Origin of the sequence: Agromyces aerolatus (assembly GCF_031432255.1) — a bacterium.
Classification (GTDB): Bacteria; Actinomycetota; Actinomycetes; order Actinomycetales; family Microbacteriaceae; genus Agromyces.
This window is the reverse complement of sequence record NZ_JAVKGQ010000002.1, coordinates 13,678-37,916: the sequence shown is the minus strand read 5'-3', so window position 1 is coordinate 37,916 and position 24,239 is coordinate 13,678. Positions and strand designations below refer to the sequence as shown.

At 70.8% G+C, this 24,239-nt stretch carries 25 protein-coding genes and 1 riboswitch; of the genes, 8 read left to right on the top strand and 17 right to left on the bottom strand.

Going from position 1 to position 24,239, the window contains the following annotated elements; genetic code table 11:
- The first annotated feature begins 218 nt into the window (after positions 1 to 218).
- Together RH864_RS03105 and RH864_RS03100 are read left to right on the top strand one after the other, a co-directional pair.
- Positions 219 to 1,289 (top strand): hypothetical protein, encoded by a 1,071-nt coding sequence (locus tag RH864_RS03105; protein WP_310516055.1) that lies wholly within the window; start codon positions 219 to 221, stop codon positions 1,287 to 1,289.
- Between the two features lie 49 nt (positions 1,290 to 1,338).
- The gene (locus RH864_RS03100; RefSeq protein WP_310516054.1) at positions 1,339 to 1,830 is read left to right on the top strand and encodes a MarR family winged helix-turn-helix transcriptional regulator; all 492 of its coding nucleotides are present in this window, start codon (positions 1,339 to 1,341) and stop codon (positions 1,828 to 1,830) included.
- A gap of 94 nt (positions 1,831 to 1,924) precedes the next feature.
- Here RH864_RS03100 and RH864_RS03095 read toward each other — a convergent pair whose 3' ends face one another.
- From RH864_RS03095 to RH864_RS03085, 3 genes are all read right to left on the bottom strand, one after another.
- Positions 1,925 to 2,584 carry a methionine ABC transporter permease gene (locus tag RH864_RS03095; RefSeq protein ID WP_310516053.1) on the bottom strand — a complete coding sequence of 220 codons (660 nt, stop codon included), beginning with the start codon at positions 2,582 to 2,584 and terminating at the stop codon, positions 1,925 to 1,927.
- Positions 2,584 to 3,687, bottom strand: a complete 1,104-nt coding sequence (locus tag RH864_RS03090; protein ID WP_310516052.1) for a methionine ABC transporter ATP-binding protein — start codon at positions 3,685 to 3,687, stop codon at positions 2,584 to 2,586. The genes RH864_RS03095 and RH864_RS03090 overlap by 1 nt, the downstream gene beginning before the upstream one ends.
- A gap of 83 nt (positions 3,688 to 3,770) precedes the next feature.
- Positions 3,771 to 4,676, bottom strand: coding sequence for a MetQ/NlpA family ABC transporter substrate-binding protein (locus RH864_RS03085; RefSeq protein WP_310516051.1), 906 nt, complete (start codon positions 4,674 to 4,676; stop codon positions 3,771 to 3,773).
- A gap of 233 nt (positions 4,677 to 4,909) precedes the next feature.
- On the opposite strand from RH864_RS03085, the gene RH864_RS03080 reads away from it, so the two are divergent.
- Positions 4,910 to 6,757, top strand: coding sequence for an ABC-F family ATP-binding cassette domain-containing protein (locus RH864_RS03080; protein WP_310516050.1), 1,848 nt, complete (start codon positions 4,910 to 4,912; stop codon positions 6,755 to 6,757).
- Positions 6,758 to 6,761: 4 nt separating this feature from the next.
- On the opposite strand, the gene RH864_RS03075 is transcribed toward RH864_RS03080, so the two are convergent.
- Positions 6,762 to 8,027 carry a Fic family protein gene (locus RH864_RS03075; RefSeq protein WP_310516049.1) on the bottom strand — a complete coding sequence of 422 codons (1,266 nt, stop codon included), beginning with the start codon at positions 8,025 to 8,027 and terminating at the stop codon, positions 6,762 to 6,764.
- A 147-nt stretch (positions 8,028 to 8,174) separates the two neighbouring features.
- Between RH864_RS03075 and RH864_RS03070 the strand changes: the two genes are divergently transcribed.
- Positions 8,175 to 8,618: a hypothetical protein gene (locus tag RH864_RS03070; RefSeq protein ID WP_310516048.1), complete on the top strand. Its 444-nt coding sequence runs from the start codon at positions 8,175 to 8,177 to the stop codon at positions 8,616 to 8,618.
- A 112-nt stretch (positions 8,619 to 8,730) separates the two neighbouring features.
- On the opposite strand, the gene RH864_RS03065 is transcribed toward RH864_RS03070, so the two are convergent.
- From RH864_RS03065 to rsmI, 6 genes are all read right to left on the bottom strand, one after another.
- Positions 8,731 to 9,699, bottom strand: a complete 969-nt coding sequence (locus RH864_RS03065; protein ID WP_310516047.1) for a 4-(cytidine 5'-diphospho)-2-C-methyl-D-erythritol kinase — start codon at positions 9,697 to 9,699, stop codon at positions 8,731 to 8,733.
- Positions 9,700 to 9,703: 4 nt separating this feature from the next.
- Positions 9,704 to 10,615, bottom strand: coding sequence for a 16S rRNA (adenine(1518)-N(6)/adenine(1519)-N(6))-dimethyltransferase RsmA (rsmA, locus tag RH864_RS03060; protein ID WP_310516046.1), 912 nt, complete (start codon positions 10,613 to 10,615; stop codon positions 9,704 to 9,706).
- Entirely contained in the window at positions 10,612 to 11,532 is a 921-nt protein-coding gene (locus RH864_RS03055) for a TatD family hydrolase (RefSeq protein WP_310516045.1), read from the bottom strand. The genes rsmA and RH864_RS03055 overlap by 4 nt, the downstream gene beginning before the upstream one ends.
- 100 nt (positions 11,533 to 11,632) lie before the next feature.
- Entirely contained in the window at positions 11,633 to 13,192 is a 1,560-nt protein-coding gene (gene metG, locus RH864_RS03050) for a methionine--tRNA ligase (RefSeq protein WP_310516044.1), read from the bottom strand.
- Positions 13,193 to 13,202: 10 nt separating this feature from the next.
- Positions 13,203 to 14,303: an NADP-dependent oxidoreductase gene (locus tag RH864_RS03045; protein ID WP_310516043.1), complete on the bottom strand. Its 1,101-nt coding sequence runs from the start codon at positions 14,301 to 14,303 to the stop codon at positions 13,203 to 13,205.
- A gap of 170 nt (positions 14,304 to 14,473) precedes the next feature.
- Complete coding sequence (gene rsmI, locus RH864_RS03040) at positions 14,474 to 15,295, bottom strand: 16S rRNA (cytidine(1402)-2'-O)-methyltransferase (RefSeq protein WP_310516042.1); 822 nt, start codon at positions 15,293 to 15,295, stop codon at positions 14,474 to 14,476.
- Between the two features lie 29 nt (positions 15,296 to 15,324).
- Here rsmI and RH864_RS03035 point away from each other — a divergent pair, with 29 nt between their 5' ends.
- Positions 15,325 to 17,106 (top strand): phospholipid carrier-dependent glycosyltransferase, encoded by a 1,782-nt coding sequence (locus tag RH864_RS03035; RefSeq protein ID WP_310516041.1) that lies wholly within the window; start codon positions 15,325 to 15,327, stop codon positions 17,104 to 17,106.
- Positions 17,107 to 17,148: 42 nt separating this feature from the next.
- Here RH864_RS03035 and RH864_RS03030 read toward each other — a convergent pair whose 3' ends face one another.
- From RH864_RS03030 to RH864_RS03010, 5 genes are all read right to left on the bottom strand, one after another.
- On the bottom strand, positions 17,149 to 18,237 hold the full coding sequence (locus RH864_RS03030; protein ID WP_310516040.1) for an NAD(P)-dependent alcohol dehydrogenase: 1,089 nt from the start codon (positions 18,235 to 18,237) through the stop codon (positions 17,149 to 17,151).
- 2 nt (positions 18,238 to 18,239) lie between these two features.
- A complete protein-coding gene (locus RH864_RS03025) occupies positions 18,240 to 18,458 on the bottom strand; it encodes a helix-turn-helix transcriptional regulator (protein ID WP_310516039.1) in 219 nt (72 codons plus the stop codon).
- The gene (locus RH864_RS03020) at positions 18,458 to 18,883 is read right to left on the bottom strand and encodes a hypothetical protein (RefSeq protein WP_310516038.1); all 426 of its coding nucleotides are present in this window, start codon (positions 18,881 to 18,883) and stop codon (positions 18,458 to 18,460) included. The genes RH864_RS03025 and RH864_RS03020 overlap by 1 nt, the downstream gene beginning before the upstream one ends.
- Before the next feature lie 436 nt (positions 18,884 to 19,319).
- Positions 19,320 to 19,646, bottom strand: a complete 327-nt coding sequence (locus tag RH864_RS03015) for a DMT family transporter (protein WP_310516037.1) — start codon at positions 19,644 to 19,646, stop codon at positions 19,320 to 19,322.
- A 19-nt stretch (positions 19,647 to 19,665) separates the two neighbouring features.
- Positions 19,666 to 19,729, bottom strand: a riboswitch (guanidine-III (ykkC-III) riboswitch).
- A 27-nt stretch (positions 19,730 to 19,756) separates the two neighbouring features.
- A complete protein-coding gene (locus RH864_RS03010) occupies positions 19,757 to 20,053 on the bottom strand; it encodes an antibiotic biosynthesis monooxygenase family protein (RefSeq protein WP_310516036.1) in 297 nt (98 codons plus the stop codon).
- An 85-nt stretch (positions 20,054 to 20,138) separates the two neighbouring features.
- On the opposite strand from RH864_RS03010, the gene RH864_RS03005 reads away from it, so the two are divergent.
- The 3 genes from RH864_RS03005 (at position 20,139) to RH864_RS02995 (ending at position 22,725) form a co-directional block, all read left to right on the top strand.
- A complete protein-coding gene (locus RH864_RS03005; RefSeq protein WP_310516035.1) occupies positions 20,139 to 20,699 on the top strand; it encodes a cysteine hydrolase family protein in 561 nt (186 codons plus the stop codon).
- 110 nt (positions 20,700 to 20,809) lie between these two features.
- Entirely contained in the window at positions 20,810 to 22,105 is a 1,296-nt protein-coding gene (locus RH864_RS03000; protein WP_310516034.1) for an O-acetylhomoserine aminocarboxypropyltransferase/cysteine synthase family protein, read from the top strand.
- Positions 22,106 to 22,233: 128 nt separating this feature from the next.
- Entirely contained in the window at positions 22,234 to 22,725 is a 492-nt protein-coding gene (locus RH864_RS02995) for a CoA-binding protein (RefSeq protein WP_310516384.1), read from the top strand.
- 18 nt (positions 22,726 to 22,743) lie between these two features.
- On the opposite strand, the gene RH864_RS02990 is transcribed toward RH864_RS02995, so the two are convergent.
- Positions 22,744 to 23,232, bottom strand: a complete 489-nt coding sequence (locus RH864_RS02990) for a rhodanese-like domain-containing protein (RefSeq protein WP_310516033.1) — start codon at positions 23,230 to 23,232, stop codon at positions 22,744 to 22,746.
- 133 nt (positions 23,233 to 23,365) lie between these two features.
- Positions 23,366 to 24,238 carry a formate dehydrogenase accessory sulfurtransferase FdhD gene (gene fdhD / locus RH864_RS02985; protein ID WP_310516032.1) on the bottom strand — a complete coding sequence of 291 codons (873 nt, stop codon included), beginning with the start codon at positions 24,236 to 24,238 and terminating at the stop codon, positions 23,366 to 23,368.
- Position 24,239 lies beyond the last annotated feature (1 nt).

Sequence of the window (24,239 nt, the reverse complement as noted above, 5' to 3'; positions counted from 1 at the left end):
TTCCAGCCTCGCTGCGCTTCGTGTTCCACCATGCCTGTATATTAGAACGTCATACGGAGACCGCCCCGACGAAGGAGCAGCTCATGGACCGGTTCAGCACCCGACGTCATCGCCGATGGGCAGCGCTCCTCGCGGCGCTCGCGACGACGCTCGCGATCGTCGTCCCGGCCACTGCCGTCGCGGCGTCCGAACCCGCGCCGTCGGGCGAAACGGCCGGCATGGCCCTTCACGAGACATCCGACGCCGCCTCGGAGCAGCCGTCGGAGAGCGCGGACGAGGTCGGCGCGCAAGGGTTGATCTCCCATGATTTCCGAGTCACCAACCTGACCGGCCGCACCATGAGTTTCTCCGGCGCACGGCCGGCCTTCAACAACTTCGAGACGCGATTCGACGCGATCCCTGCGCCGCCCATCGGTACCCGATTCGACCCGGCAACCGAGAGCTCGTTCAGCCTGACCTACTGGGTCGCCTACGACAACGGCGTCCAGATGACCTATGTGATCGAAGGCGTCGGCTTTGTCACGCTCAAAGCCACGGTCGACGGTCTGAACCGGGTCGACTACTCCTGCTCGTCGGTATCAGCCGGACTGCGGTGCGACATGGCGGGCCGGAACGCGATCATCTCCTCGGCAACGCCCAACGAACGCGTCGTCGAGGCGGCTGCGCCGCAAGCGCAGGCCGACGCGTTGCAGAAGCTGTGCAACGACGGCTCGCCGTACCTGTCCTGCGCATTCCAGCCGAAGGGCCAGCTGGTGCAGGCACTCAGCGAAGCCGAGCTGGTGGGAACGTATCAGCATTGGAACTGCAAGGCGACCACGAACGATCGCGTCACACTCGCCTGGGGCATCGAGGAGACCACAACGAACTCCCTCGGAATCGCGGTGACCGCCGAGTTCAAGCCGTTCGACAAGCTCACCATCGCGGTGCAGGCCAGCTACCAGCACAGCTGGTCTGTCGCGCACAGCTACCAAGAGCAGCACACCCTCGAGGTCGCCCCCGGCTACTGGGGGTGGTTCAAGCGATACACGGCACGGGTCGTGGCAACGGGCGATTTCGTCGCGAAGATCGGCAACGACACCGTCATCATCCAGGACGTCAAGTTCGATGGACCGAACCCGAAGGGCATCGGCCTGCTCGTGAGCGATGAACGAAAGCTCACTCCTGAGGAGCGGGCGTGGGCGTGCACCGGCCAGGTCCCGACGTCGGTGGCCGGCATCACCCCGCCGGCGATGGACCCGGCGACCGCGAAGAGCATCCCGTTCCCGCTCCAGCCGGTCCCCGCGCCCTGAGGCAAGCGGCCGAACGCCGCCCAGCGCACGACCCCGCCATAATGAACGGATGACCGCAGCCGACGAGGTGGACCGCATCGTCGAGGACTGGGAGCGCGAGCGTCCCGACCTCGACTTCGCGCCGCTGCAGGTTCTTTCGCGGGTCGGACGGCTCGCCAAGCACCTCGACCGTGCGCGGAAGCAGGCGTTCGCGAGGTCCGAGCTCGAGTCGTGGGAGTTCGATGTGCTCTCCGCGCTCCGCCGTGCCGGCTCGCCGTACCGGCTCTCCCCCAAGGCGCTGTTGCAGCAGACGCTCGTCTCCAGCGGCACCATGACCAACCGCATCGACCGGCTCGTCGAGCGAGGACTCGTCACCCGGCAGACCGACCCGCGCGACGGCCGAGGCATCCTCGTCGAGATGAGCAGCGCGGGCCTCACCAGGGTCGACGCCGCCATCACCCGCCTGGTCGACGCCGAGGAGGAGCTCTTGCAGAGCCTGCCGCCCATCGAGCAGAAGCGCCTCGCGGCCCTGCTGCGCAAGCTCAGCCTCGGCTTCGACTGAGCCGCCGCTGGTCGAGCAGCGAGCGACGAAGGAGCACGCGTATCGAGACCCCGCGCCTGGTCTCGATACGCTTCGCTACTCGACCGACGGGGGGCTACCGGCGGAGCACCTTGCGGGCGAGCCAGTTGCCGAGGTACTGCACGATCTGCACGAACACGACGATGAGCAGCACGGCGGCCCACGTCACCACCGGCTCGAACTGGCGGTACCCGTACAGCTGGGCGAAGTAGCCGAGGCCGCCGCCTCCGATGAAGCCCGCCATGGCCGTCATGTCGATCACCGCGATGATGATGAACGTGTAGCCCAGGATGAGCGGTCCGAGCGCCTCGGGGATCGCGACCGTGACGAGGATCCGCCACGGCCCGGCACCCATCGACCGGGCGGCCTCGATCACGCCGGGCCGCACGGTCAGCAGGTTCTGTTCGACGATGCGGCCGATCGCGAACGACGCCGCGAGCGAGAGGGCGAAGATCGCCGCGTTCGTCCCGATGCCGATGCCGATCACCGCGCGCGTGACCGGCTGGATCGCGGCGATGAAGATGATGAACGGGATCGGGCGGAAGAAGTTGATCAGCACGTTCAGCACGTTGTACGCCGCGCGGTTCGGCAGCAGGCTGCCCGCCCGGGAGACGTACAGCCCGACCCCGAGCAGCAGGCCGCCGAGCCCGCCGAACAGCATGGTGAGCAGCACCATGTAGAGGGTTTCGCCCGCGGCCTCCCAGAACTGGGGCGAGAGCTCGAAGAGGCGATCCATCAGCGGGCCTCCCGTCCGGTCGAGGAGCCGGAGCCGGAACCGGAACCGGGACCGGTGCCGGTCGAGGGGGCCGGGTCGCCCGGTTCGGCCACCTCCGCATGCGTGCGGATCTTCGCGAGCGCGGCCTCGAGCGAGGCATCCGCCCCGCGGAGCGCGAGCGTGAGGTGACCGAACGCGCGACCGCGGATGTCGTTGATGCCGCCGTAGACGAGCTCGAACTCGACGCCCGCCTCGGCGAGGTCGAGGAACACGCGCGCCTGCGAGGCGTCGCCGTCGCGGAACGAGACGGTCACGATGCGCCCCGCGTGCCGTTCGCGGAGGACCGCGAGCTCGGCGGGCGACGGGATACCCTTCACGACCGTCGAGACGAAGCGCTGCGAGGCCGGATGGCCGGGCCTGGAGAACACGTCGAACACGTCGCCGCGTTCGATCACCCGGCCGCCGTCCATGACCGCGACCTTGGTCGCGATCGTCTGGATGACATCCATCTCGTGGGTGATCACGATCATGGTCACGCCCTGCTCCTCGTTCACGCGGCGCAGCAGCGTGAGCACCTCGTGCGTGGTCTCGGGGTCGAGTGCGCTGGTCGCCTCGTCGGCGAGCAGGATGCGCGGCCGGGTCGCGAGCGCTCGCGCGATGCCGACGCGCTGCTTCTGCCCGCCCGAGAGCTGCTCGGGGTAGGCCTTCGCCTTGTCGGCGAGGCCGACGAACTCGAGGAGCTCGGCGACGCGCGCGTCGATGTCGGCGCGTTTCCAGCCGGCGATCTTCAGGGGGTAGGCGATGTTGCCGCGCACGGTCTTCTGGTCGAACAGGTTGAACTGCTGGAAGATCATGCCGATGCCGAGGCGGACCTCGCGCAGGCTCCGCTCGGAGAGCGCCGAGATCTCGGTGCCGTCGATGGCGATGGTGCCGCTCGTGGTGCGCTCGAGCGCGTTCACGAGGCGGACGAGGGTGGACTTGCCGGCGCCGGAGTAGCCGATGATGCCGTAGACGTCACCGGCCTCGATGTCGAGCGAGACGTCGTCGACGGCGACGACGGGCGCGGCCGACCGGTCGGGCGCCGGGTACGACTTGGTGACGTTCGCGAGGCTCACGAGGGCCATGCGGTTCCTCCTCCTGGACACCGGAACCGGGCGGTGCGAGTCTCGCACCGCCCGGCATACGGGTCGCGTTGCTGCGCGGCGGGTCAGCCCTGCGCTTCGGTGTCGGCCTGCACGTCGGCGAGCGACGCCTCGAGCTCCTCGACCGGGATCTCGACGGAGACGCCCGTCCCACCCGACGCCTCGTCGAGGCCGGCCTGGACCTCGGCGTTGGTCTGGAAGATCTCGACGAGCTTCTTGTAGGTCTCGTTGTCCTTGTCCTCGGCGCGCGAGGCGAAGATGTTCACGTACGGCAGCGCGTTCGGGTCCTCGGGGTCGTCCTGCGCGATCGCGTCTTCGAAGGTGAGCCCCGCGTCGGTCACGAAGTCGTTGTTGATGATCGCCGCGGCGACGTCGGGCAGCGACGTCGGGGTGAGCGACGCCTCGAGCGGCGTGACCTTGACCTTCGAGCTCGCCTCGTCGATGTCGGCGACGGTCGAGAAGATCGAGCCCTCGTCCTCGAGCTCGATGAGGCCGGCGGACTGCAGCACGAGCAGCGAGCGCGAGAGGTTCGCGGGGTCGTCGGGGATCGCGACGGTCGCGCCCTCGGGGATGTCCTCGACCGAGTCGTACTGCGTCGAGTAGAGGCCGAGCGGGTAGATCTGCGTCGAGCCGATCGGGGTGAGGTCTTCGCCCGCGTTCACGTTGTAGTCGGCGAGGTACACGATGTGCTGGAACTGGTTGAGGTCCAGCTCGCCCTCGGTGAGCGCGGGGTTGGGCTGCGCGTAGTCGGCGAAGTCGATGATCTCGATCTCGATGCCCTCGGCCGACGCGGCCTCTTCGAACGCGGACCACTGCGGGTCGGATTTGCCGACGACGCCGATGCGCACGACCTCGTCCCCGCCCTCGGCCGCGCCGCCGCCGTTCGTGGCGCAGCCGGCGAGACCGGCGATGAGGAGCGGGACCGCGGCGAAGGCGGCGAGTGCTGAGGCGGGACGTGAGCGGCGGGTCATGGGAGGTCCTTTCCTGGATCAGCGATCGGAACCTGGTCGGTTCCCGGGCAGCACGAACACCCCGGAGGGTCGTCATTGGGAGTGGCTGCCGCGATCGCGTGCTCGTCCACGATACGTGAAGGATCTCCAGGGCTCGGCCGCGGCGGTCACGAAGCGTCACAGATTCTTCGGCCGCGCCGAGGCGCACGAACGGATGCTTCGCGACGGCGGATGGCCCGTACGCTTGACGGGACATGGCGCATCTCCTCGGGGCCGAAGCCCTCCACCTCGAATACCCGACCCGGGTCGTCTTCGACTCCGTCTCCCTGGGCGTCAACGAGGGCGACCGCATCGGCATCGTGGGCCGCAACGGTGACGGCAAGTCGAGCCTGCTCGGCATGCTCGCCGGCCTGCGCTCCCCCGACTCCGGGCGCGTCACCGTGCGCGGCGGCGTCCGCGTCGGCGTGCTCGACCAGGCCGACACGCTCGACGACGCCGAGACCGTGGGGCATGCGGTCGTGGGCGACGAGCCCGAGCACGAGTGGGCCGGCGACGCGCGCACGCGCGACGTCATCGCGGGCCTGCTGCGCGATCTGCCGTGGGACGCCGAGCTCGGGACGCTCTCCGGCGGGCAGCGCCGCCGCGTCGCGCTCGCGCGGCTGCTGCGCGGCGACCACGAGGTGCTCGCGCTCGACGAGCCGACGAACCACCTCGATGTGGAGGCGATCACGTGGCTCGCCGAGCACCTGAAGCGCCGCTGGGCCGCGAACGCGGGCGGGCTGCTGGTGGTGACCCACGACCGCTGGTTCCTCGACGAGGTCTGCACGATGACGTGGGAGGTGCACGACCGGGTCGTCGAGCCGTTCGAGGGCGGCTACGCCGCCTACATCCTGCAGCGCGTCGAGCGCGACCGGCAGGCGGCCGCGATCGAGGCGCGACGGCAGAACCTCGCCCGCAAGGAGCTCGCGTGGCTGCGCCGCGGCGCGCCCGCGCGCACCTCGAAGCCGAAGTTCCGCATCGACGCCGCGAACGCGCTCATCGCCGACGTGCCCGAGATCCGGGATCGCGTCGCACTGCAGTCGCTCGCGGTGTCACGGCTCGGCAAGGACGTCGTGGATCTGCTCGATGCATCCGTCTCATATGACGGGCGCGAGATCCTGCACCCGGTCGAGTGGCGCATCGCGCCGGGTGAGCGCACCGGCATCCTCGGCGTGAACGGCGCGGGCAAGTCGACGCTGCTGGGCCTCGTCGACGGCTCGGTCGAGCCCTCCACCGGCCGGGTCAAGCGCGGCAAGACGGTGCAGGTCGCGACGCTCACGCAGCGCATGGACGAGCTCGAGGAGCATCTCGACGACCCGGTCCGGGTCGTGATCGCGCGTCTGCGCACGACGTACACGTTCGGCTCGGGCTCGAAGGCGCAGGAGCTGTCGCCCGGCCAGCTGCTCGAACGTCTCGGATTCGCGAGCGCGCAGCTCTCGACGCCGGTCAAGGACCTCTCGGGCGGGCAGCGCCGGCGGCTGCAGCTGCTGCTCATCCTGCTCGACCAGCCCAACGTGCTGATCCTCGACGAGCCGACGAACGACCTCGACACCGACATGCTCGCCGCGATGGAGGACCTGCTCGACTCATGGCCGGGCACGCTGCTCGTGGTGTCGCACGACCGCTATTTCATCGAGCGCGTCACCGATCAGCAGTTCGCGATCCTCGGCGGGCGCCTGCGGCACCTGCCGGGCGGCGTCGACGAGTACCTGCGGCTGCGCAAGCTCGAGGAGCAGGGCGGGTCGCGCGGGGCGGGCGCGTCGGCGGGCGACGCGACGCAGACGGATGCCTCGCGCGGCACGGATGCCTCGCGCGGCACGGATGCCTCAGGGCCGGCGCTCAGCGGTGCTGAGCTGCGTGCCGCGCAGAAGGAGCTCGCGGCGCTCGAGCGCCGTCTCGGCAAGCTGCAGGAGCAGATCGACGCCGCGAAGACCGCGCTCGCCGACCATGACCAGTCCGACTACGTCGGCCTCGGCGCCGAGATGGAGCGCATCGGCGCCCTCGAGGCCGAGATGGCCGAGCTCGAGCTCCGCTGGTACGAGCTCGGCGAGCAGGTCGAGTAGCCGGTCAGGGCCCGGTCGGTGTGTCCGGTCGTGGTGGCCCGAGGCGTGGTCTGGTCACGCGCGTGTCGCGGCCTGAGACGCGGTTGCTGCGTTCGGTCTGCGCGACGAGAGCCAAATGGCGGTCAGCGGTCCAGCAGACGAGCCGCCCACGCTGATCCTTGGTGCGCCCGAGTATGCCGGCATCGTGGAGCTGGACGAGGGCGCGGTGCGCCGCGGCCTTCGTCACGTCCAGCCGGGCGGCCACTCCGTCGATGGTCAGCACCGGGTCGCTGGCGAGTGTGGCGAGGATCCGCCGTACGGCCGCGTCGCGACGGGGATGGGCCGGGGATATGCCGTGCTCGCTCCGAAACGCGACCAACTGGTCCGCCAGTACGGCGTCGAGCTGTGCGACGTCGGCGGCAAGCCGCACCGCGTTCTCGGCGGCGAGCTCGGCGGCCTCGGCGAAGCCGATCACCCAGTCGTCGAGCCGCTGCGGGTCGGCGCGGAACGCCGTGAGCCCGGCGATGTAGGCATTCGTGTCACCGGCGAACACCGTGCTGATCGGGATCAGGGTGTTCCGGAGCGCGTCCGCGCGGCGGAACACGGTGTGGATGAGTGCGCGGCCGGTTCGGCCGTTTCCGTCGATGAACGGATGGATCGTCTCGAACTGTGCGTGGGCGATCGCCGCACGCACCACCGGGTTGCCATCGGTCGCGGTGACGAAGGCGGCCAGATCGTCGACCAGGCGCGGCACCTCGGTCTCGGGGGGCGGAACGAAGTCCGCTCGGAGGGGGCTCCATCCGGCTCCGCCGACCCAGTTCTGCTCGAGCCGGCACCCGCGCGCGAGTGACGGCTCGATCAGGTGTTGCAGGTCTTCGATGTCCGTGGCGGTGATCTCGCGCCCGCGATCGGCCAGAACGTCGATGGCGTCTTCGGTGGCACGTACGTTCGCGACCACGTCGAGTGCGACCCTCGGCCCGTGATGGAGCAGTTCCGCGATCGCGAGCTTCTTCGGCGTCACCCGGTTCCCCTCGATCCACGAGGACGAGATGCTCTCCGACCGGATCAGCAGGTGATGCAGGTACCGGCCACGCTCACCGATCCGCTCATCGGCCCGTGCGAGCACCGTCAGTGCGTCCTCGGCCGCCCGGTGCGCGCGCACCCCGAGCTCGGGCAGTTGTACGCCCAGCGGATCGGGCACGTACGCGAGGTACCGTCCCGGCCGCCGGTCTTTCCGCGTCAGCTGGCCGCGATCGTCCGGATTCCACACACGCTCGATGTGGGTCGCCATGTCAGGTCACCTCCGACTTCGCTATATCTACTTTATGGCACTTAAAGTAAATAATGGGAACTAAGGCGTAGGACTCGGATCAACCAAGACCCCCCTCTCCCGCGTAGTAATATACTTGTTCGTATCCATGACGTTTGGAGTTCGGACATGAACACGATGGTTCGCCGCGTACCGCGGCTCTTCTCAGCGGCGGCTCTGGTGGTCGGCGCGACCGCGCTCTCGGTGGCGGCGCCGGTCGCGGCGATGGCCCAGCCGGCGGCCGCTGCGGCCCCCACGGTCAGCGTCCACGACGGCACGCTCGTGAGCTCGGATCCGTCGCTCGCGAGCGAGCCGGTCACGTACCGCTGCGAGGCCGGCGGCACGGCGGCGATCACCGTGAAGCTGCGCCAGCCGTTCGGCGAGTACGGCTTCATCGACGGCGCCGCGCGTCAGACGGTGAACTGCACCGGCGAGCCCGCGACGACCACGTTGACCATCGCCTCGCATCAATCGGATCCGTGGCGCGTCGGCCATGTGACCGGCGAGGTGAGCATCTTCGAGCAGAGTCGCGCCACGGCCCACCAGCCGTTCACGATCACGCTCTCCCGGTAGCCGCCTCCCCCGGCCGACCGCGCGACAGGGCGGCCGGGGCACGGCAGCCGCGTGAGGCAGCCGGGTGACGACACGGTGGCAGCGTCACAGCGGCAGGGTACGGCAGCCAGGGTCAGGGCACCATGACGCGCGCGCCGTGCACGGGCCCGTGCACGTGCAGCGCGGTCACGCGCGCGGCCGAGAGTGAGATCTGCAGCGCGATCGCCGAATCCGAGTCCTCGGTGAGAAATGCCACCGTCGGGCCCGAGCCCGAGACGATGCCGGTGAGCGCGCCCGACTGCTCCCCGAGATCGATGAGGTCGGCGAGCCCGGGTGCGAGACGCAGCGCGGCGGCCTGCAGGTCGTTGTCGAGCGCGGTCGCGAGGCGGGCCGCGTCGCCCGCGCGGAGCGCGTGCAGCACGGTCGCGTCGACGGTCGGCACGGCCGAGCCTGCCCCATCGGCTGACGCGGTGGCTCGGGTCGAGCCGCTCGCGCGCGTCGCGCGCTCGGCCCGCATCACGTCGAGCTGACGGTACACCTCGGGCGTCGAGAGCCCGAAGTCCGCGACGGCGAGCACCCAGTGGAATCGGCCGGTGCCGAGCGCGGGGCTCAGCCGGTCGCCTCGGCCGGTGCCGATCGCGGTGCCGCCCATGAGCGCGAACGGCACGTCGGCGCCGAGCTTCGCCGCCATCCGGAGCATGGCGTCTCTCGGCAGGTCGGTGCCCCAGAGGGCGTCGCACGCGAGCAGTGTCGCTGCGGCGTCGGCGGAGCCCCCGCCCATGCCGCCGGCGATGGGGACGTGCTTCTCGATCTCGAGACGGATGCCCGCGGTGACCCCCGTGGTCCGCGCGAACAGCTTCGCGGCCTTCATCGCGAGATTGGTCGACCCCGTCGGAAGCTGCGACGTGTCCATCGGCCCGGTGAACGAGACCGAGATGCGGTCATCGGGCCGTGCGAAGACGTCTTCGTAGAGGGAGACCGCCTGGTAAGCGGTCGCGACGTCGTGATAGCCGTCAGCGCCCGCGTCGCCCACACGGAGGAACAGGTTGACCTTGCCGGGCGCGCGGACGTGCACCGATTCTTCGGCCGGCAGGAACGTCATGCGATCACGCTAGCGGACCTGGCAGTGCGGGGTCCGGCGGATCGGCGAGCGCCCTGGTGATCGACAGGAACTCGCCCACGCGCAGCTGCTCACCGCGCGATTGCGGGTCCACGCCCGCACGCTCCAGCACCTCGCTCGCGGCCGCGGCCGAGCCGCCGAGCAGGCCCGAGAGCGCCTGCCGCAGCATCTTGCGACGCTGCTGGAACGCCGCGTCCACGAGCGTGAACGTCGTGCGGCGCTCGGTCTCGGTCCCCGGTGGCTCCCGACGCTCGAAGCCTACGAGCACGGAGTCGACGTTCGGCACCGGCCAGAAGACGAGCCGCGACACCTGGCCCGCGGTGCGCCACTCGCCGTACCAGGCCGCCTTCACGCTCGGCGCGCCGTAGACCTTCGACCCGGGCTCGGCCGCGAGCCGGTACCCGACCTCGGCCTGCACCATCACGATGCCCGATGTGAGCGAGTCGAAGTGCTCGAGCAGGTGCAGCAGCACCGGCACCGAGACGTTGTAGGGCAGGTTCGCGACCAGCCGGGACGGTGCGCCGGGAAGCTCGCTGACGCGCAGCGCGTCTTCATGGACGACGGTGAGCGACGTGCCGGGCTGCATCACGCGCACGGTGTGCGGAAGCTGTTCGGCGAGCCGGCCGTCGATCTCGACCGCGATGACGTGCGCGCCGGCCTCGAGCAGCCCCAGGGTCAGCGAGCCGAGGCCCGGGCCGACCTCCAGGACGGTGTCGCCTCGCTGCACGCCCGCGGTCTGCACGATGCGACGCACGGTGTTCGCGTCGTGCACGAAGTTCTGGCCGAGCTTCTTGGTCGGGCTGACGCCGAGCAGCTCGGCGAGATCGCGGATCTCGGCCGGCCCGAGCAGCCGCGGCTGCGCCGGGGCGTCGTCGGCCTGGTGCCGATGCGCCGTCACGCGCCCCCGCGCCCCTCGTCGATGCGCTCTGCGTCCACGGCCTCATCCTGCCACGACCCATACACACGCACGGTGTTCGACGCGAGCTCGGCGCAGAGTTCGTCGAGCGGTGCGCCGAGCACCTCGGCCATGAAGCGCACGGTGTGCGGCACCAGATACGGGGCGTTCGGGCGGCCGCGGAGCGGCGCAGGGGTCAGGTACGGCGCATCCGTCTCGACGAGCATGCGGTCGCGCGGCACGACCCGGAGCGCCTCGCGCAGGTTCTCGGCGTTCTTGAACGTGACGTTCCCGGCGAACGAGCAGTACCAGCCCTCGTCGGCCGCGAGCGCCGCCAGCTCTTCCCCACCCGAGAAGCAGTGGAACACCGTGCGGTCGGGGGCGCCGACCCTCCGCAGCGTCGCGACCACGTCGTCGTGCGCATCGCGGTCGTGGATCTGCAGCGCCAGCCCGTGGCGCTTCGCGATGTCGATGTGCGCCTCGAACGACCGGAACTGCGCGGCCCGGCCGTCGTCGCCCGTCCGGAACGTGTCGAGGCCGGTCTCACCGACCGCGCGAACCCGCGGCTGCGCCGCGAGCTCGTCGATCACGGCGAGCGCGTCGTCGAGCCGGCCCGCGGCATCGAGCACCGGCGCCTCGTTCGGATGCAGCGCCACGGCGGCGAGCAGCCTCGGCTCACGTGCCGCGACCTCGGCTGACCACCGGCTGGTCGCGACATCGGTGCCGACCTGCACCGCACCGGCGACGCCCACCGAGGCGGCGCGGTCGAGATGCTCCGCGACCGAGAGCGGGAGTGCGCTGTCGGCGATCTCGAGATGCGTGTGATTGTCGAAGACGGGCAGCGGCAGCGGGTCGGGCGCGGGCGGATACTCCACGGCCTTGCCGTCGCGGTCGCCGCGCGTGCGAAGGTGCTCGGTCATGCCGGGCTCGCTGGTCGAGTAGCGCAGCGTATCGAGACCGAGTCACCAGGTCTCGATACGCGTGCTCCTGCGTCGCTCGCTCCTCGACCAACTGGGTCGATCACTCGGCGACCTCGACGCGCGGGAAGAGCGCCTCGAGCGGCGCGACCCGCTCGCCGGTGGCCCACTCGAACGCTCGGTCGATGCGCTGCTCCTGCACCGTGCCCGGCGCGCCGAGCGCGGTCCAGAGCTTCGCGGTCGCCTTCGGAATGACGGGCGAGAGCAGCACGGCGAGCGTGCCGAGCCCGTGGTACGCGGTCGCGAGCACGGTCTCGAGCCGCTCGCGGTTCGCGGGGTCCTTCGCGAGCACCCACGGCTCCTCGGCCGTGATGTAGCCGTTCAGCGCGTCGACGAGCTCCCAGGCGGCGGCGATCGCCTCGTGCACCGCGAGGCGGTCGATGGCCTGCCACGAGGCATCCGTCGCCCGCCGCCCGACCGCGACGATCTCGTCGTCGGCCGGCGTCGTCGCGCCGGCCGTCGGCACGACGCCGTCGCAGTACCGCGTGATCATCGCGATCACGCGCGACGCGAGGTTGCCGAACCCGTTCGCGAGCTCGGCCTGGTACCTGGCCGCCAGGTCTTCCCAGGAGAACGATCCGTCCTGCCCGAAGTGGATCGCCGACAGGAAGTAGTAACGGAACGCGTCCGACCCGAACGTGTCGGTGATCTGCGCGGGCGCGATGCCCGTGAGCTTCGACTTCGACATCTTCTCGCCGCCGACGAGCAGCCAGCCGTGCCCGAACACGCCGCGCGGCACCTCGAGGCCCGCAGCCATGAGCATGGCCGGCCAGATCACCGCGTGGAACCGCAGGATGTCTTTGCCGACGATGTGCTGGGCGGGCCAGCGGCGCGCGAACTCCGCGTCGTCCTGTCCGTAGCCGACGGCCGTGATGTAGTTCAGCAGTGCGTCGAACCAGACGTACACGACGTGCGTCTCGTCCCACGGGACCTTGACGCCCCAGTCGAACGTCGAACGCGAGATCGACAGGTCGGCGAGCCCCGACCGCACGAACGAGACGACCTCGTTGCGCGCCGACTCGGGCTGCACGAAGCCGGGGCGCTCCTCGTAGAGCGCGAGCAGCTTGTCGGCGAACGCCGACATGCGGAAGAAGTAGTTCTTCTCGTGCAGCAGCTCGACGGGCTTCGAGTGGATCGCGCAGACCAGCTGGCCCTCGTACTCCCCCGTGCCGTCGATGAGCTCGGACTGCTGCTTGTACTCCTCGCAGCCGACGCAGTAGTAGCCCTCGTACTCACCCGTGTAGATGTGGCCCTCGTCGTACAGCTTCTGCAGGAACTTCTGCACGTTCTGCTCGTGCCGCTCGTCGGTCGTGCGGATGAAGTCGTCGTTCGCGATGTCGATCGTCTCGAGCAGCGGCTTCCACGCCTCGGCGACGAGGCGGTCGGCCCACTCCTTCGGCGTCACGCCGTTGGCCGTCGCGGTGCGCAGGATCTTCTGGCCGTGCTCGTCGGTGCCCGTCAGCGACCAGGTGTCCTCACCGGCCTGGCGGTGCCAGCGCGCGAGCACGTCGGCGGCCACCTCGGTGTAGGCGTGCCCGATGTGCGGGACGTCGTTGACGTAGAAGATCGGGGTGGTGATGTAGAACGAGGAGCCGTCGGCCATACGTGCAATCTTATGGGCGCGCGTCATCCTCTTCGGCTGCATGACGGGCGTCCCGCCGACGCCGGCGGACGCTGCCGTCGGCGAGCGCAGGCGGCACCGCCTCCTCGACGTCCATGTGCTCGTGCGGCGTCGCGACCCCGAGCGTGACGTCCTGTTCCTTGAGCGCGGGCTCGCGGACGCGCTGCGCGGGGTAGTCGACCGTGTGCATGCCGAGCACGATCTTGCCCGGGGCCTCGCGTCGGTCGAGCGACCGGTACGCGTCGACCACGTCGGCGAGCGAGAAGACGTCCGCGATCGGCAGCCGCACACGGCGGTCGGACACCATCTGCGCGACGCGCGTGAGCGCCACGACATCGCCCGCGTCGACGTGCACCGCGCCGCGTTCGGTGACCGCGTCCCAGTCCAGCGTCGTGAGGATTCGCGGTCCGGGGACGCCGAGCTCGGTCGCGGCCGCGGCCTCGCCCCCGAGGAAGTCGAGGAAGCTGCCGATCGGGCGGCCGCCGGCGACGGCGCGCACGCGCTCGGCCAGCCCCGGCCCGTACGCGAGCGGGATGACGCCGAACTGTCGCAGGAAGTCGAACCGGGCCTCGGCCGAGGTCCCGATCACCGTCGCGCCCCTGAGCCGCGCGAACTGCGCGGCGAGACAGCCCACGCCGCCCGCGGCCGCCGTGATCACCACGGTGTCGTCCGGGCCGAGATGCAGCCCCTCGACCGCCGTCCAGGCCGTCGTGCCGGCGATGTAGAGCGAACCCGCGACCTCCCAGGACAGCCCGGCGGGCTTGGCGACGAGCTGCCGTTCGGGCGCCACCACGTGCGTCGCCTGGGCGCCGCCCTCGACGAAGCCCATGACCTCGTCGCCACGGCTGAACCGGGACTCGCCCGGCCCGGTCGCGATCACGACGCCAGCGAGCTCGCGCCCGACGCCCGCGGGGAACTCCACGGGGCCATGTTCGTCGAAGTCGCCGCGTCGTCTCGCGCTGTCTGCCGGGCTGAGCCCCGCGGCGAAGACCTCGACGAGGACCTCGCCCTCACCCGGCTCGGGCGTCGGCACCTCGACGACCTCGAGCACCTCGGGCCCGCCGGACTGCGAGTATCGCACCGCGTGTGACATGTCCCACCTCCGCGTCGCTGCCGCCGCGTCGAAACGTGACGTGGGTCTCATTGTCCGCCCGTTCGCCGCTCGGCCGCACCGGGTTGACGAGCTCCGTCGGTCGAGTAGCGCAGCGTATCGAGACCGCGTGCGAGGTCTCGATACGCTTCGCTACTCGACCAGCGGGGGCGCTACTTCGCGCGCGCGGCGAGCGCGCGCTCGTAGAGGTCGCGGCGGCCGAGCCCGGTCTCGGCGGCGACGAGCGCGGCCGCGTCCTTCAGGCGCGTGCCCGAGGCGGCGAGCGACTGGACGCGCGCGAGCGCGGACTCCGGGTCGGATGCCTCGGCGGCGGCTCCCCCGACGACGAGGCAGATCTCGCCACGAACCCCTTCGACGGCCCACTCGGCGAGCTCGGCGAGGGTTCCGCGACGGACCTGCTCGTGCAGCTTCGTGAGCTCACGGCAGACCGCCGCAGGGCGGTCGCCGCCGAACACCTCGGCGAGCGCCTCGAGACTCGCCGCGATCCGCGACGGCGCCTCGAAGAACACGAGCGTGCGGCGGTCGCCCGCGAGCTCGGTGAGCCGACGCGTGCGCTCCCCCGCCTTGCGGGGCAGGAAGCCCTCGAACGCGAACCGGTCGGTCGGCAGCCCCGACACGGCGAGCGCGGTCAGCACCGCCGACGGCCCGGGGATGGCCGTCACCTCCACGTCGGCCGCGATGGCGGCCTGCACGAGCGGGAATCCGGGATCTGACACGGTCGGCATTCCCGCATCGGTAAGGACGAGCAGGTCGGTGTCGCGCGCGAGCTCGACGAGTTCGCCCGCCTTCTGCCGCTCATTGTGCTCGTGCAGCGCGATGAGCCGCGGCCGGTTCGCGATGCCGAGGCCGGCGAGCAGGCGCTGGGTCACCCTCGTGTCCTCGGAGGCGACGACGCGGGCCTCCTCGAGCGCCTCGCGCAGCCGGGCGGATGCGTCGCCGAGGTTGCCGATCGGGGTCGCCGCGAGGATGATCATGCGCTCAAGTCTGGCCTAGGGTTGGGCGCATGAGCGCAGATCCGGCGGCCGAGGCACGCACGCCGGCTCCCGACTCGCCGTCAGCCCGCGACGTCTCAGCGCGACCCGGGGCATCCGCGTCCACCGCGGGATCCCAGCCGCCCGAGGCATCCGTCCCGCGCGAGGCATCCGTCCCGCGCGAGGCATCCGTCCCGCGCCAGGCATCCGACCCGCGCGAAGCATCCGACCCGCGCCAGGCATCCGTGCCATCCGAGGCATCCGTGCCGCGCGGCACGCGACTCGACGCGTGGTGGGCGCGCGTGCTCGCGCGGCCGCGGGGCCGCGCGCTCTGGACCTGGGGCGCGCCGATCCTCGTGACGCTCATCGCGGCCGTGCTGCGGTTCTGGAATCTGGGGCACCCGCAGCAGCTGGTGTTCGACGAGACGTACTACGTCAAGGACGCGTGGACGCTGTGGCACCTCGGCTACGAGTCGACCTGGCCGGAAGGCGCCGACGAACGGTTCGCCGACGGCGAGACCGGGATCTTCAACGAGGCGCCGAGCTACGTGGTGCATCCGCCGCTCGGCAAATGGCTGCTCGGCGCCGGCATGGCCGCGTTCGGCGCGGGCGACGCGTTCTGGTGGCGAGCCACGACCGCGCTCGCGGGCACCGTCGCGGTGCTCATCGTGACACTCGTCGCGCGCCGGCTCACGGGCACGACGATCGTCGCCGCGATCGCGGGCCTGCTGTTCGCGATCGACGGCAACGCGATCGTGATGTCGCGCGTGGCCCTGCTGGACACCTGGCTCATGCTGCTGTGCCTGATCGGCGTGTGGTTCGTCGTGCTCGACCGGGATCGCAGCCGGGCCTTGCTCGAGTCGCGGCTCGCGCGCGCCCGCTCGGCCGGGCGCGAGCCCGCGTACGGGCCTGCGCTGTGGACCCGGCCCTGGGTGATCGCCGCGGGCGCCGCGTTCGGCGCGGCGACCGCCGTGAAGTGGTCCGGCCTGTACTTCCTCGCCGCGTTCGGCGTGTACCTCGTGATCGTCGACGCGCTCGCGCGCCGACGCGCCGGGTTGCCCTTCTGGGCGACGAGCGCGGTGCTGAAGCAGGGGCCGGTCACCTTCCTGCTGCTTGTGCCGGTCGCCGCGGTCGTCTACCTCGCCTCCTGGACCGGATGGCTCGTCACCGACGGCGGATACGACCGGAACTGGGCCGGGCAGCCCGGGAACGCCGCGACCGGGGCGCTCGCGTGGGTGCCGGGCTGGCTGCAGAGCCTCTGGCACTACCACCAATCCGCGTACTCGTTCCATCTCGGCGTGCACGGCGAGCACCCGTGGCAGTCGAACCCGCTGACCTGGCTGTTCATGATCCGGCCCACGAACATGTACTACCGCGAGGTCGACGGCTGCGGCGACGGATGCGTCGAATCGATCATGGGCATCGGCAACCCGCTGATCTGGTGGGCGGCCGCCGCCGCGGTCGGGTATCTCCTGTACCGCCTCGTGCGCTACCGCGAGTGGACCGTCGGCCTCACGCTCGCAGGCCTCGCGGCCGGCTATCTGCCGTGGCTGCTGTACCTCGACCGCACCGTGTTCCAGTTCTACTCGATCGTGTTCCAGCCCTATCTCGTGCTCGGGCTGGCGATCGTGATCGGCATCGTCCTCGGCCGGCCGGGCGATCCGACCTGGCGGCGCGAACGCGGCATCGCGATCGTCGTCGTGTTCCTGCTCTGGGCGGTCGCGATCTCGGCGTGGTTCTATCCCATCTGGTCGGCCATGCCGATCGACGAGACGTTCCGACGGCTGCACTTCTGGCTGCCGAGCTGGGGCTGACCCCGCCGGTCGAGGAGCGAGCGAGGGACGAGCACGCGTAGCTCACTCGACCAGCGAGACGACGAGGGCGCCGACCTTGCGGCCGGAGTCGACGCGGGTGTGCGCCGCCACGATGTCCGCCAGCGGCAGCGTGCGGTCGATCACCGGGACGAACTCGCCCTCGGCCACGAGCCGGCCGAGGAGCTCGAGATCCGTGCGTTTCGCGGCATCCGCCCGGAGGCCCGTGAACGCGACGGCCGCGCGACGGCCAAGCCGGATGCGGGTCCAGGCGATCGCGGCGAGGAGACCCGGGCTCGGCACCGTGCTCGCGTAGACGCCGTGTGACGTGATCGTGCGCCGCACACGCCGGTACGACGACCTGCCGACGGCGTCGAACACGACGTCGTACGCGTCACGCGCCTCGGTGAACCGCTCGGCGGTGTAGTCGATCGTGTGCGACGCGCCGAGACGGCGCACCAGCTCGAGGTTCGGCGTGCTTGTGACCGCCGTGACCTCGGCGCCCATCCAGCGTGCGAGCTGCACCGCGGCCGAACCGACCGCCCCGGACGCGCCGTTGACGAGCACGCGCTGCCCCGGACGCACCCGGCAGACGTCGCGCAGGAACGGCAGTGCGGTCAGGAAGCCGTCGACGAGCGAGACCGCCTCGGCGTCGGACCACGGCGCGGTCGCGACCTCGACGGGGGTGTCGGTGTCGGCGTCGTCTCCGCCCGGCGCGGGCTCGGCGATCCTGCCGAGGTCACCGGCCCGCGCGACGCGCCGGCCAGCTGGGCGGACCGGGATCGGCTGCACGGCTCCGTCGGCCGCGATGACGACGAACTCGGCGTGCGCACCGCTCGCGGCGCCGGTCGCGCCGAACACCCGGTCGCCGGGTGCGAACCGTGTCACGCCGGGGCCCACCGCGTCGACGGTCCCCGCGAAGTCGGAGCCGAGGATCTGCTGGCGGGGTTTCATCGGGCCCGCGAACAGTCGGGCGAACCACGGTGTGCCGCTGCGGAACGCGCAATCGGACGGTCCCACGCTGGCGGCGTGGACCCGAACCCGGATCTGCCCGGCCCCGGGCTCGGGGGTCGGCCGCTCGGCGAGGTGCACGACCTCGGGCGGCCCGTACTTCTGGACGACGGCGGCGAGCATGGTCACTCCTCGGGGTACTGGAACACGTCGTCCAGCGAGACGCCGAAGACGTGCGCGATCTGGAAGGCGAGCTCGAGCGTGGGCGAATAGCGCCCCTGCTCGATCGCGATGATGGTCTGGCGGGTCACGCCGACCCGCTTGGCGAGCTCGGCCTGGGTCAGCTCGCCGTGGGCGAAACGCAGCGCACGGATGGAGTTGGTGACCTTCGTGGGCTTGACCATCACTGGATGCCCCCGCGCCGGTAGGCCACGATCTTCACGGTGGCCGAGGACACCGCCATGAGCACGAACCCGAGATAGATCGCGTTCGCGACCCAGAACCAGTCGGCCTCAGCCCACGAGAGCAGGAGCGCGCCGATCGCGCCCGCGACGACGAAGGCGTAGCCCACGCGGTCGCCCGCACGCGCGATGTCCCGGTCGCGCTGGTCGCCGCGATGCTCCTCGCTCGACCAGACGATCTCGACCACGATGCGCAGCACGATGGCCGCGACGATCGCGCCCACGATGGTCCACAGCATGGGCCAGGCGTAGTCGACGTCGCCGACCGGCGTGTCCGCGAGCCGCGGCAGCACCAGCACGAGGTACACGACGTACCCGGCGACAGCGATCAGCAGGTACTGCCACGTGCCCTTCTCTTCGTACGACATGTCCACTCCCGGTTCGGCGGCCCGCCCGGGACATCCACCCGAGCGGTGTCAAGAATTCTTGACACCCTCAGTGTCATCGATTCCCGACACCACGTCAAGCATTCTTTACATATGCTCTGCGCGCGGTTGTGACCATATCAATATGTCGCTATATTCGCCGGGGTGAATGGAGCCAACATGATGCAGAGACTCAACCGAGCAGCGACCGCGCCGATGCTGATCGGGGCCGGAATCATCGCCCAGAGCGTCGGCTACGCGGTGGTGGTCCTGTCAGCGTTGGCGGCGCTCGGCCTCGACCGCTCGGGGTACCCGGTGGTCAGCTGGCTCGGCCACCCAGGATGGATCATGGGCGGAGCGCTCCTGGGGGTCGTCGGAGGCATTGTCTCCGGCTACGGGTACTTCCGCGTCGCCTCACCGACCCGGCCTCGGGGTGCGCCTAGTGGGCGCCGGTGTCGACGAGCTTGAGGCCGACGATGCAGCCGACGAGGCCGAGCAGGAGGAGGATCTTCGCCCACGAGACATCCGTGTCGCCCGTGATCATCGCCCAGACGACCGTGAGCGCCGCGCCGATGCCGACCCAGACCGCGTACGCGGTGCCGGTCGCGATGTCGCGCATCGCCCACGCGAGGCCGAGCATGCTCGCGACGAGCGCGACGCCGAAGATCACCGACGGCCAGAGCTTCGTGAAGCCCTCGGACTTGCCGAGTGCGGTCGCCCACACGGCCTCGAGGACACCGGACACGATGAGTACGCTCCACGCCATGACTGATCACTCCTTCTTGAGCGCCAGTCTTGTCGCGTTCCGGGTACTGGGTTCCCTCGTCCGGGGCCGCGCATCGGCGACCTGACCCCAACGATAGCCGAACGCCCTGATCAGGCCCTGTGCACCTCCGCGAAATGCGAGACGACCGGGAACGGCTCGTAGAAGCCGTGCAGCAGCTCGCGCCACCGCCCGTACTCGGGCGACCCGCGGAACCGCTGCTCATGCGCCTCGACCGAGTCCCAGTGCACGAGCAACAGATACTCGTTCGGCGTCTCGATCGAGCGTGACAGGCGGAGGTCGATGAAGCCCGGCGTCGACGCGATGAGGCCGCGGGCCTCCGCGAAGGCCGCCTCGAACTCGGCTTCACGCCCGGGAACGACGGGCAGCACGGCATGCTCGAGGATCATGCCCCGAGCGTAGTCGGCAGCATTGCTTCGACGGTCGGCAGCGCACGGGTGGCCGCGGCGAGCGCGACGGCGTCAGGATGGAGGCATGCAGCTCTCACCGACCGCCGCGCTCCTCGTCATCGACGTGCAACAGGGCTTCGACGACCCCGCATGGGGTCCCCGCGACAACCCCGACGCCGAGGCGAACATCGCTCGCCTGGTCGCGGCATGGGCGGATGCCTCGCGGCCCATCGTGCTCGTCAGGCACGACTCGCGCTCGCCAGGCTCGCCGCTCTCCCCGGGCACACCCGGCAACGCGCTGAAGCCCGTCGTCGCCGACGCCCCGCACGACCTGTTCGTCACGAAGCACGTGAACTCGGCGTTCTACGGCGACCCCGACCTCGACACGTGGCTGCGCGAACGCGGCGTCGACGAGCTCGTGATCTGCGGCATCCAGACCAACATGTGCGTCGAGACCACGGCGCGTATGGCGGGCAACCTCGGCTATCGGGTCGTGCTGCCGATCGACGCGACGCACACGTTCGACCTCGAAGGGCCCGGCGGCCTGACGCTCACCGCGGCCGAGCTCGCCCGCGCGACCGCGGTCAACCTCGCCGGCGGCGGCTTCGCCGAGGTCGTCACGACGACCGACGTCGTCCCCAGCTGACCCCCGCTCGCGCCCGCCGCCCACCCCCGCTCGGCGCACGGCGGGGCGCGCGTTGCCTTGCGTGACGCACGCGCGCGGGCGGGAACGTCACGGACGGTAGCGTGGAACGCATGGCAGACCGCGAATACGGCTTCAAGACGCGTGCGATTCACGCGGGAAACATCCCCGACGCCGTGAGCGGAGCACGCGCACTCCCGATCTACCAGTCGAGCGCGTTCGTCTTCGACGACACCGCCGACGCCGCGGCCCGCTTCTCGTTGCAGAAGTACGGCAACATCTACTCGCGCCTGGCCAACCCGACCGTGGCGAGCTTCGAGGAGCGCGTCGCGAGCCTCGAGGGCGGTCTCGGCGCGGTCGCCACGGCGAGCGGCCTGTCGGCGCAGTACATCACGTTCGCGAGCCTCGCGGGCACGGGCGACCACATCGTCGCGTCGGCCAACCTGTACGGCGGCTCGATCACGCAGCTCGACGTCACGCTCCGCCGGTTCGGCGTCGAGACCACGTTCGTGCGCAGCGCGAACGCCGAGGACTACGCCGCGGCCATCACGCCGCAGACGAAGGCGCTGTTCGTCGAGACCATCGCGAACCCGTCGGGCGAGATCGCCGACCTCGAGGCGCTCGCCGACGTCGCGCGTGCGCACGGCATCCCGTTCATCGTCGACTCGACCATCGCGACGCCGTACCTGAACCGCCCGATCGAGTGGGGCGCCGACATCGTGACGCACTCGGCGACGAAGTTCCTCGGCGGGCACGGCACGACCCTCGGAGGTGTGGTCGTCGAGTCGGGCCGGTTCGACTGGCACAGTGACAAGTTCCCGCTGTTCGGGCAGCCCGTGCCGAGCTACGGCGGACTCGAGTGGTCGGGCAACTTCGGCGAGTACGCGTTCCTCACCCGGCTCCGCGCCGAGCAGCTGCGCGACATCGGCCCGGCGCTCGCGCCGCACTCGGCGTTCCTGCTCGCGCAGGGCGTCGAGACGCTGCCGTACCGCATCCAGGCGCACGTCGACAATGCGCGCGCGGTCGCGGAATGGCTCGAGGCCGACCCGCGCATCGAGCACGTGTGGTGGGCCGGGCTCGCGAACCACCCGCACCACGACCGCGCGCAGAAGTACCTGCCGAAGGGCCCGGGCTCGGTGTTCAGCTTCGAGGTCAAGGGCGGCCGCGCCGTCGGCCAGGCGCTCATCGAGTCCGCGAACCTCGCGAGCCACCTCGCGAACATCGGCGACGCGAAGACGCTCATCATCCACCCGGCGTCGACCACGCACGCCCAGCTCACCGAGCAGCAGCTCGTCGACGCGGGCGTCGGCCCCGGCGTCGTGCGCCTCTCGGTCGGCATCGAGGACGCCGACGACATCATCTACGATCTCGATCAGGCGCTCACGATCGCGACGGGAGGCGCGCGATGACCACGACGGATGCTTCGGCTGCGGTCCTCACCGACCAGGTGACGGATGTCCCCGCGGAGGACACCGAGACGATCAGGCTCGTGAACGGGCTGTCGTGCTCGCTGCCCGCGAGCTCGCCGCTCGCGAAACTGCTCAAGAGCCAGCGCACGTGGGCCGGGCCCGACGCCAAGCAGCGGCTCGCGATCCTGCGCGCCGCGAAGTCGGTCGCGATCGTCGGCGCCTCGCCGAACCCGACCCGGTCGAGCTACTTCGTGGGCACCTACCTGCAGCAGTCGAGCGACTTCCGCGTGTACTTCGTGAACCCGAACGCGACCGAGATCCTCGGGCAGCCCGCCTACGCGAGCCTGACCGACCTGCCCGAGGTGCCCGATATCGTCGTGGTGTTCCGGCGTGCGAGCGACATCCCGAGCGTCGTCGACGACGTGGTCGCCGCGGGCGCGAAGACGATCTGGGTGCAGCTCGGCATCTGGAACGAGGAAGCCGCGTACTACGGCGAGGAGCAGGGGCTCACGGTCGTCATGGACCGCTGCATCAAGGTCGAGCACGCCCGCTTCCACGGCGGGCTGCACCTGCTCGGCTTCGACACCGGCCAGATCTCGGCACGCAAGTCGCTGCGCTGACCCCGCCGCCGTCGGCGCTCAGCAGTCGCAGACGATCGTTGGTCGGGTCGCCGGCAGCACAGTGACGAACGGATCGGGCTCCGGCCGGGCCACCCCGCCGGCGGTCTCGACCGCGAACCCCTCGCGCGCCCAATACTCGAACCCGCCGATCATCTCCTTCACCGGGTGTCCGAGCAATGCGAACTCGAGCGCCGCGCGGGTCCCGCCGTTGCACGCCGGGCCCCAGCAGTACACGACCACGGGCGTCCCGGGCGCGACGAGCTCCGCCGAGCGCGCCCGGATCTGCCGGGTCGGCAGGTGCACGGCGCCGGGCACATGCCCCTGCGCCCAGGCCGCGTCGCCGCGCGAGTCGACCAGCACGAAGCCCCGGTCGGCGGCCTCGAGCGCCGCGTGCACGTCCGAGACATCCGTCTCGTAGCCCAGCCGGCCGCGGAAGTGCCGCACCGCGTCGTCCGAGCCGGCCACGTGCTCGAACAGGGGGCTCGGGGTGGTCATGGGCGTCGTCATACGCCTGATCCTGCCGGAACCGCGCGTGCAGGCGACGGCGACATCATGACCGGATGCCTCGACATCCCGCCATTCGCACGTGAACGCCTCGCACGTGCGATCGACGAGACGTGGCGACGGAGCGCGAGTCGCGTCAAATCGTCGCGCCGACGATGCGGTGCGGCCCCGTGTAGACGTTCAGGCGCGGCTCCCGCACGAAGCCGGCGAGGGTCACGCCCGCCGAGGCGGCCAGCTCGACGGCGAGCGACGACGGCGCCGACACCGCGGACAGGATCGGGATGCCCGCCATCGCGGCCTTCTGCACGAGCTCGAAGCTCGCGCGCCCCGACACCTGCAGGACCGTCCCGGTGAGCGGGAGCCGGCCGTTCAGGATGCCCCAGCCGACGACCTTGTCGACGGCGTTGTGACGACCGACGTCCTCGCGCAGCACGAGCATCTCGCCCGTGGCAGCGTCGAAGAGCGCTGCGGCGTGCACTCCCCCGGTCTGGTCGAACATGCGCTGCCGCTCGCGCAGACGCTCGGGCAGCGCGAGCAGCTCCTCGACGCCGATCGTCGCGGGGTCCTGCGAGACGTCGAACGCCGACACGGTCTCCACGGCCTCGATCGACGCCTTGCCGCACAGCCCGCACGAGCTCGTCGTGTAGAAGTTGCGGCTGAGGTCGGTGTCGGGCAGCGGCACACCGGGTGCGAGCGTGACGTCGAGCACGTTGTAGGTGTTGCCGGTCTCGGTGTCGGGGTCGAGCACGCCGCCCGTGCCTGGGCCGCCGCAGTGGATGGCGCCGCGGAAGTGCGACGCGGCCGTGATCACGCCCTCGGAGACGAGGAAGCCCGCCGCGAGCTCGACGTCGTGGCCCGGCGTGCGCATGGTGATCGTCAGCGGTGTTCCGCCGACGCGGATCTCCAGCGGCTCCTCGACGGAGAGCGCATCTGAGCGTTCGGCGACGCGCACGCCGTCGTCTTCGACCCGCACCCGCGTCACGCGCTTGTGCGCCACGATCCGACTCATG

Excerpts from the sequence above, each read along its gene's own strand:
- RH864_RS03105 (WP_310516055.1), top strand. The coding sequence starts at position 219 with ATGGCCCTTCACGAGACATCCGACGCCGCCTCGGAGCAGCCGTCGGAG.
- RH864_RS03100 (WP_310516054.1), top strand. The coding sequence starts at position 1,339 with ATGACCGCAGCCGACGAGGTGGACCGCATCGTCGAGGACTGGGAGCGC.
- RH864_RS03095 (WP_310516053.1), bottom strand. The coding sequence starts at position 2,584 with ATGGATCGCCTCTTCGAGCTCTCGCCCCAGTTCTGGGAGGCCGCGGGC.
- RH864_RS03090 (WP_310516052.1), bottom strand. The coding sequence starts at position 3,687 with ATGGCCCTCGTGAGCCTCGCGAACGTCACCAAGTCGTACCCGGCGCCC.
- RH864_RS03085 (WP_310516051.1), bottom strand. The coding sequence starts at position 4,676 with ATGACCCGCCGCTCACGTCCCGCCTCAGCACTCGCCGCCTTCGCCGCG.
- RH864_RS03080 (WP_310516050.1), top strand. The coding sequence starts at position 4,910 with ATGGCGCATCTCCTCGGGGCCGAAGCCCTCCACCTCGAATACCCGACC.
- RH864_RS03075 (WP_310516049.1), bottom strand. The coding sequence starts at position 8,027 with ATGGCGACCCACATCGAGCGTGTGTGGAATCCGGACGATCGCGGCCAG.
- RH864_RS03070 (WP_310516048.1), top strand. The coding sequence starts at position 8,175 with ATGAACACGATGGTTCGCCGCGTACCGCGGCTCTTCTCAGCGGCGGCT.
- RH864_RS03065 (WP_310516047.1), bottom strand. The coding sequence starts at position 9,699 with ATGACGTTCCTGCCGGCCGAAGAATCGGTGCACGTCCGCGCGCCCGGC.
- RH864_RS03055 (WP_310516045.1), bottom strand. The coding sequence starts at position 11,532 with ATGACCGAGCACCTTCGCACGCGCGGCGACCGCGACGGCAAGGCCGTG.
- metG (WP_310516044.1), bottom strand. The coding sequence starts at position 13,192 with ATGGCCGACGGCTCCTCGTTCTACATCACCACCCCGATCTTCTACGTC.
- RH864_RS03045 (WP_310516043.1), bottom strand. The coding sequence starts at position 14,303 with ATGTCACACGCGGTGCGATACTCGCAGTCCGGCGGGCCCGAGGTGCTC.
- rsmI (WP_310516042.1), bottom strand. The coding sequence starts at position 15,295 with ATGATCATCCTCGCGGCGACCCCGATCGGCAACCTCGGCGACGCATCC.
- RH864_RS03035 (WP_310516041.1), top strand. The coding sequence starts at position 15,325 with ATGAGCGCAGATCCGGCGGCCGAGGCACGCACGCCGGCTCCCGACTCG.
- RH864_RS03030 (WP_310516040.1), bottom strand. The coding sequence starts at position 18,237 with ATGCTCGCCGCCGTCGTCCAGAAGTACGGGCCGCCCGAGGTCGTGCAC.
- RH864_RS03025 (WP_310516039.1), bottom strand. The coding sequence starts at position 18,458 with ATGGTCAAGCCCACGAAGGTCACCAACTCCATCCGTGCGCTGCGTTTC.
- RH864_RS03020 (WP_310516038.1), bottom strand. The coding sequence starts at position 18,883 with ATGTCGTACGAAGAGAAGGGCACGTGGCAGTACCTGCTGATCGCTGTC.
- RH864_RS03015 (WP_310516037.1), bottom strand. The coding sequence starts at position 19,646 with ATGGCGTGGAGCGTACTCATCGTGTCCGGTGTCCTCGAGGCCGTGTGG.
- RH864_RS03010 (WP_310516036.1), bottom strand. The coding sequence starts at position 20,053 with ATGATCCTCGAGCATGCCGTGCTGCCCGTCGTTCCCGGGCGTGAAGCC.
- RH864_RS03005 (WP_310516035.1), top strand. The coding sequence starts at position 20,139 with ATGCAGCTCTCACCGACCGCCGCGCTCCTCGTCATCGACGTGCAACAG.
- RH864_RS03000 (WP_310516034.1), top strand. The coding sequence starts at position 20,810 with ATGGCAGACCGCGAATACGGCTTCAAGACGCGTGCGATTCACGCGGGA.
- RH864_RS02990 (WP_310516033.1), bottom strand. The coding sequence starts at position 23,232 with ATGACGACGCCCATGACCACCCCGAGCCCCCTGTTCGAGCACGTGGCC.
- fdhD (WP_310516032.1), bottom strand. The coding sequence starts at position 24,238 with ATGAGTCGGATCGTGGCGCACAAGCGCGTGACGCGGGTGCGGGTCGAA.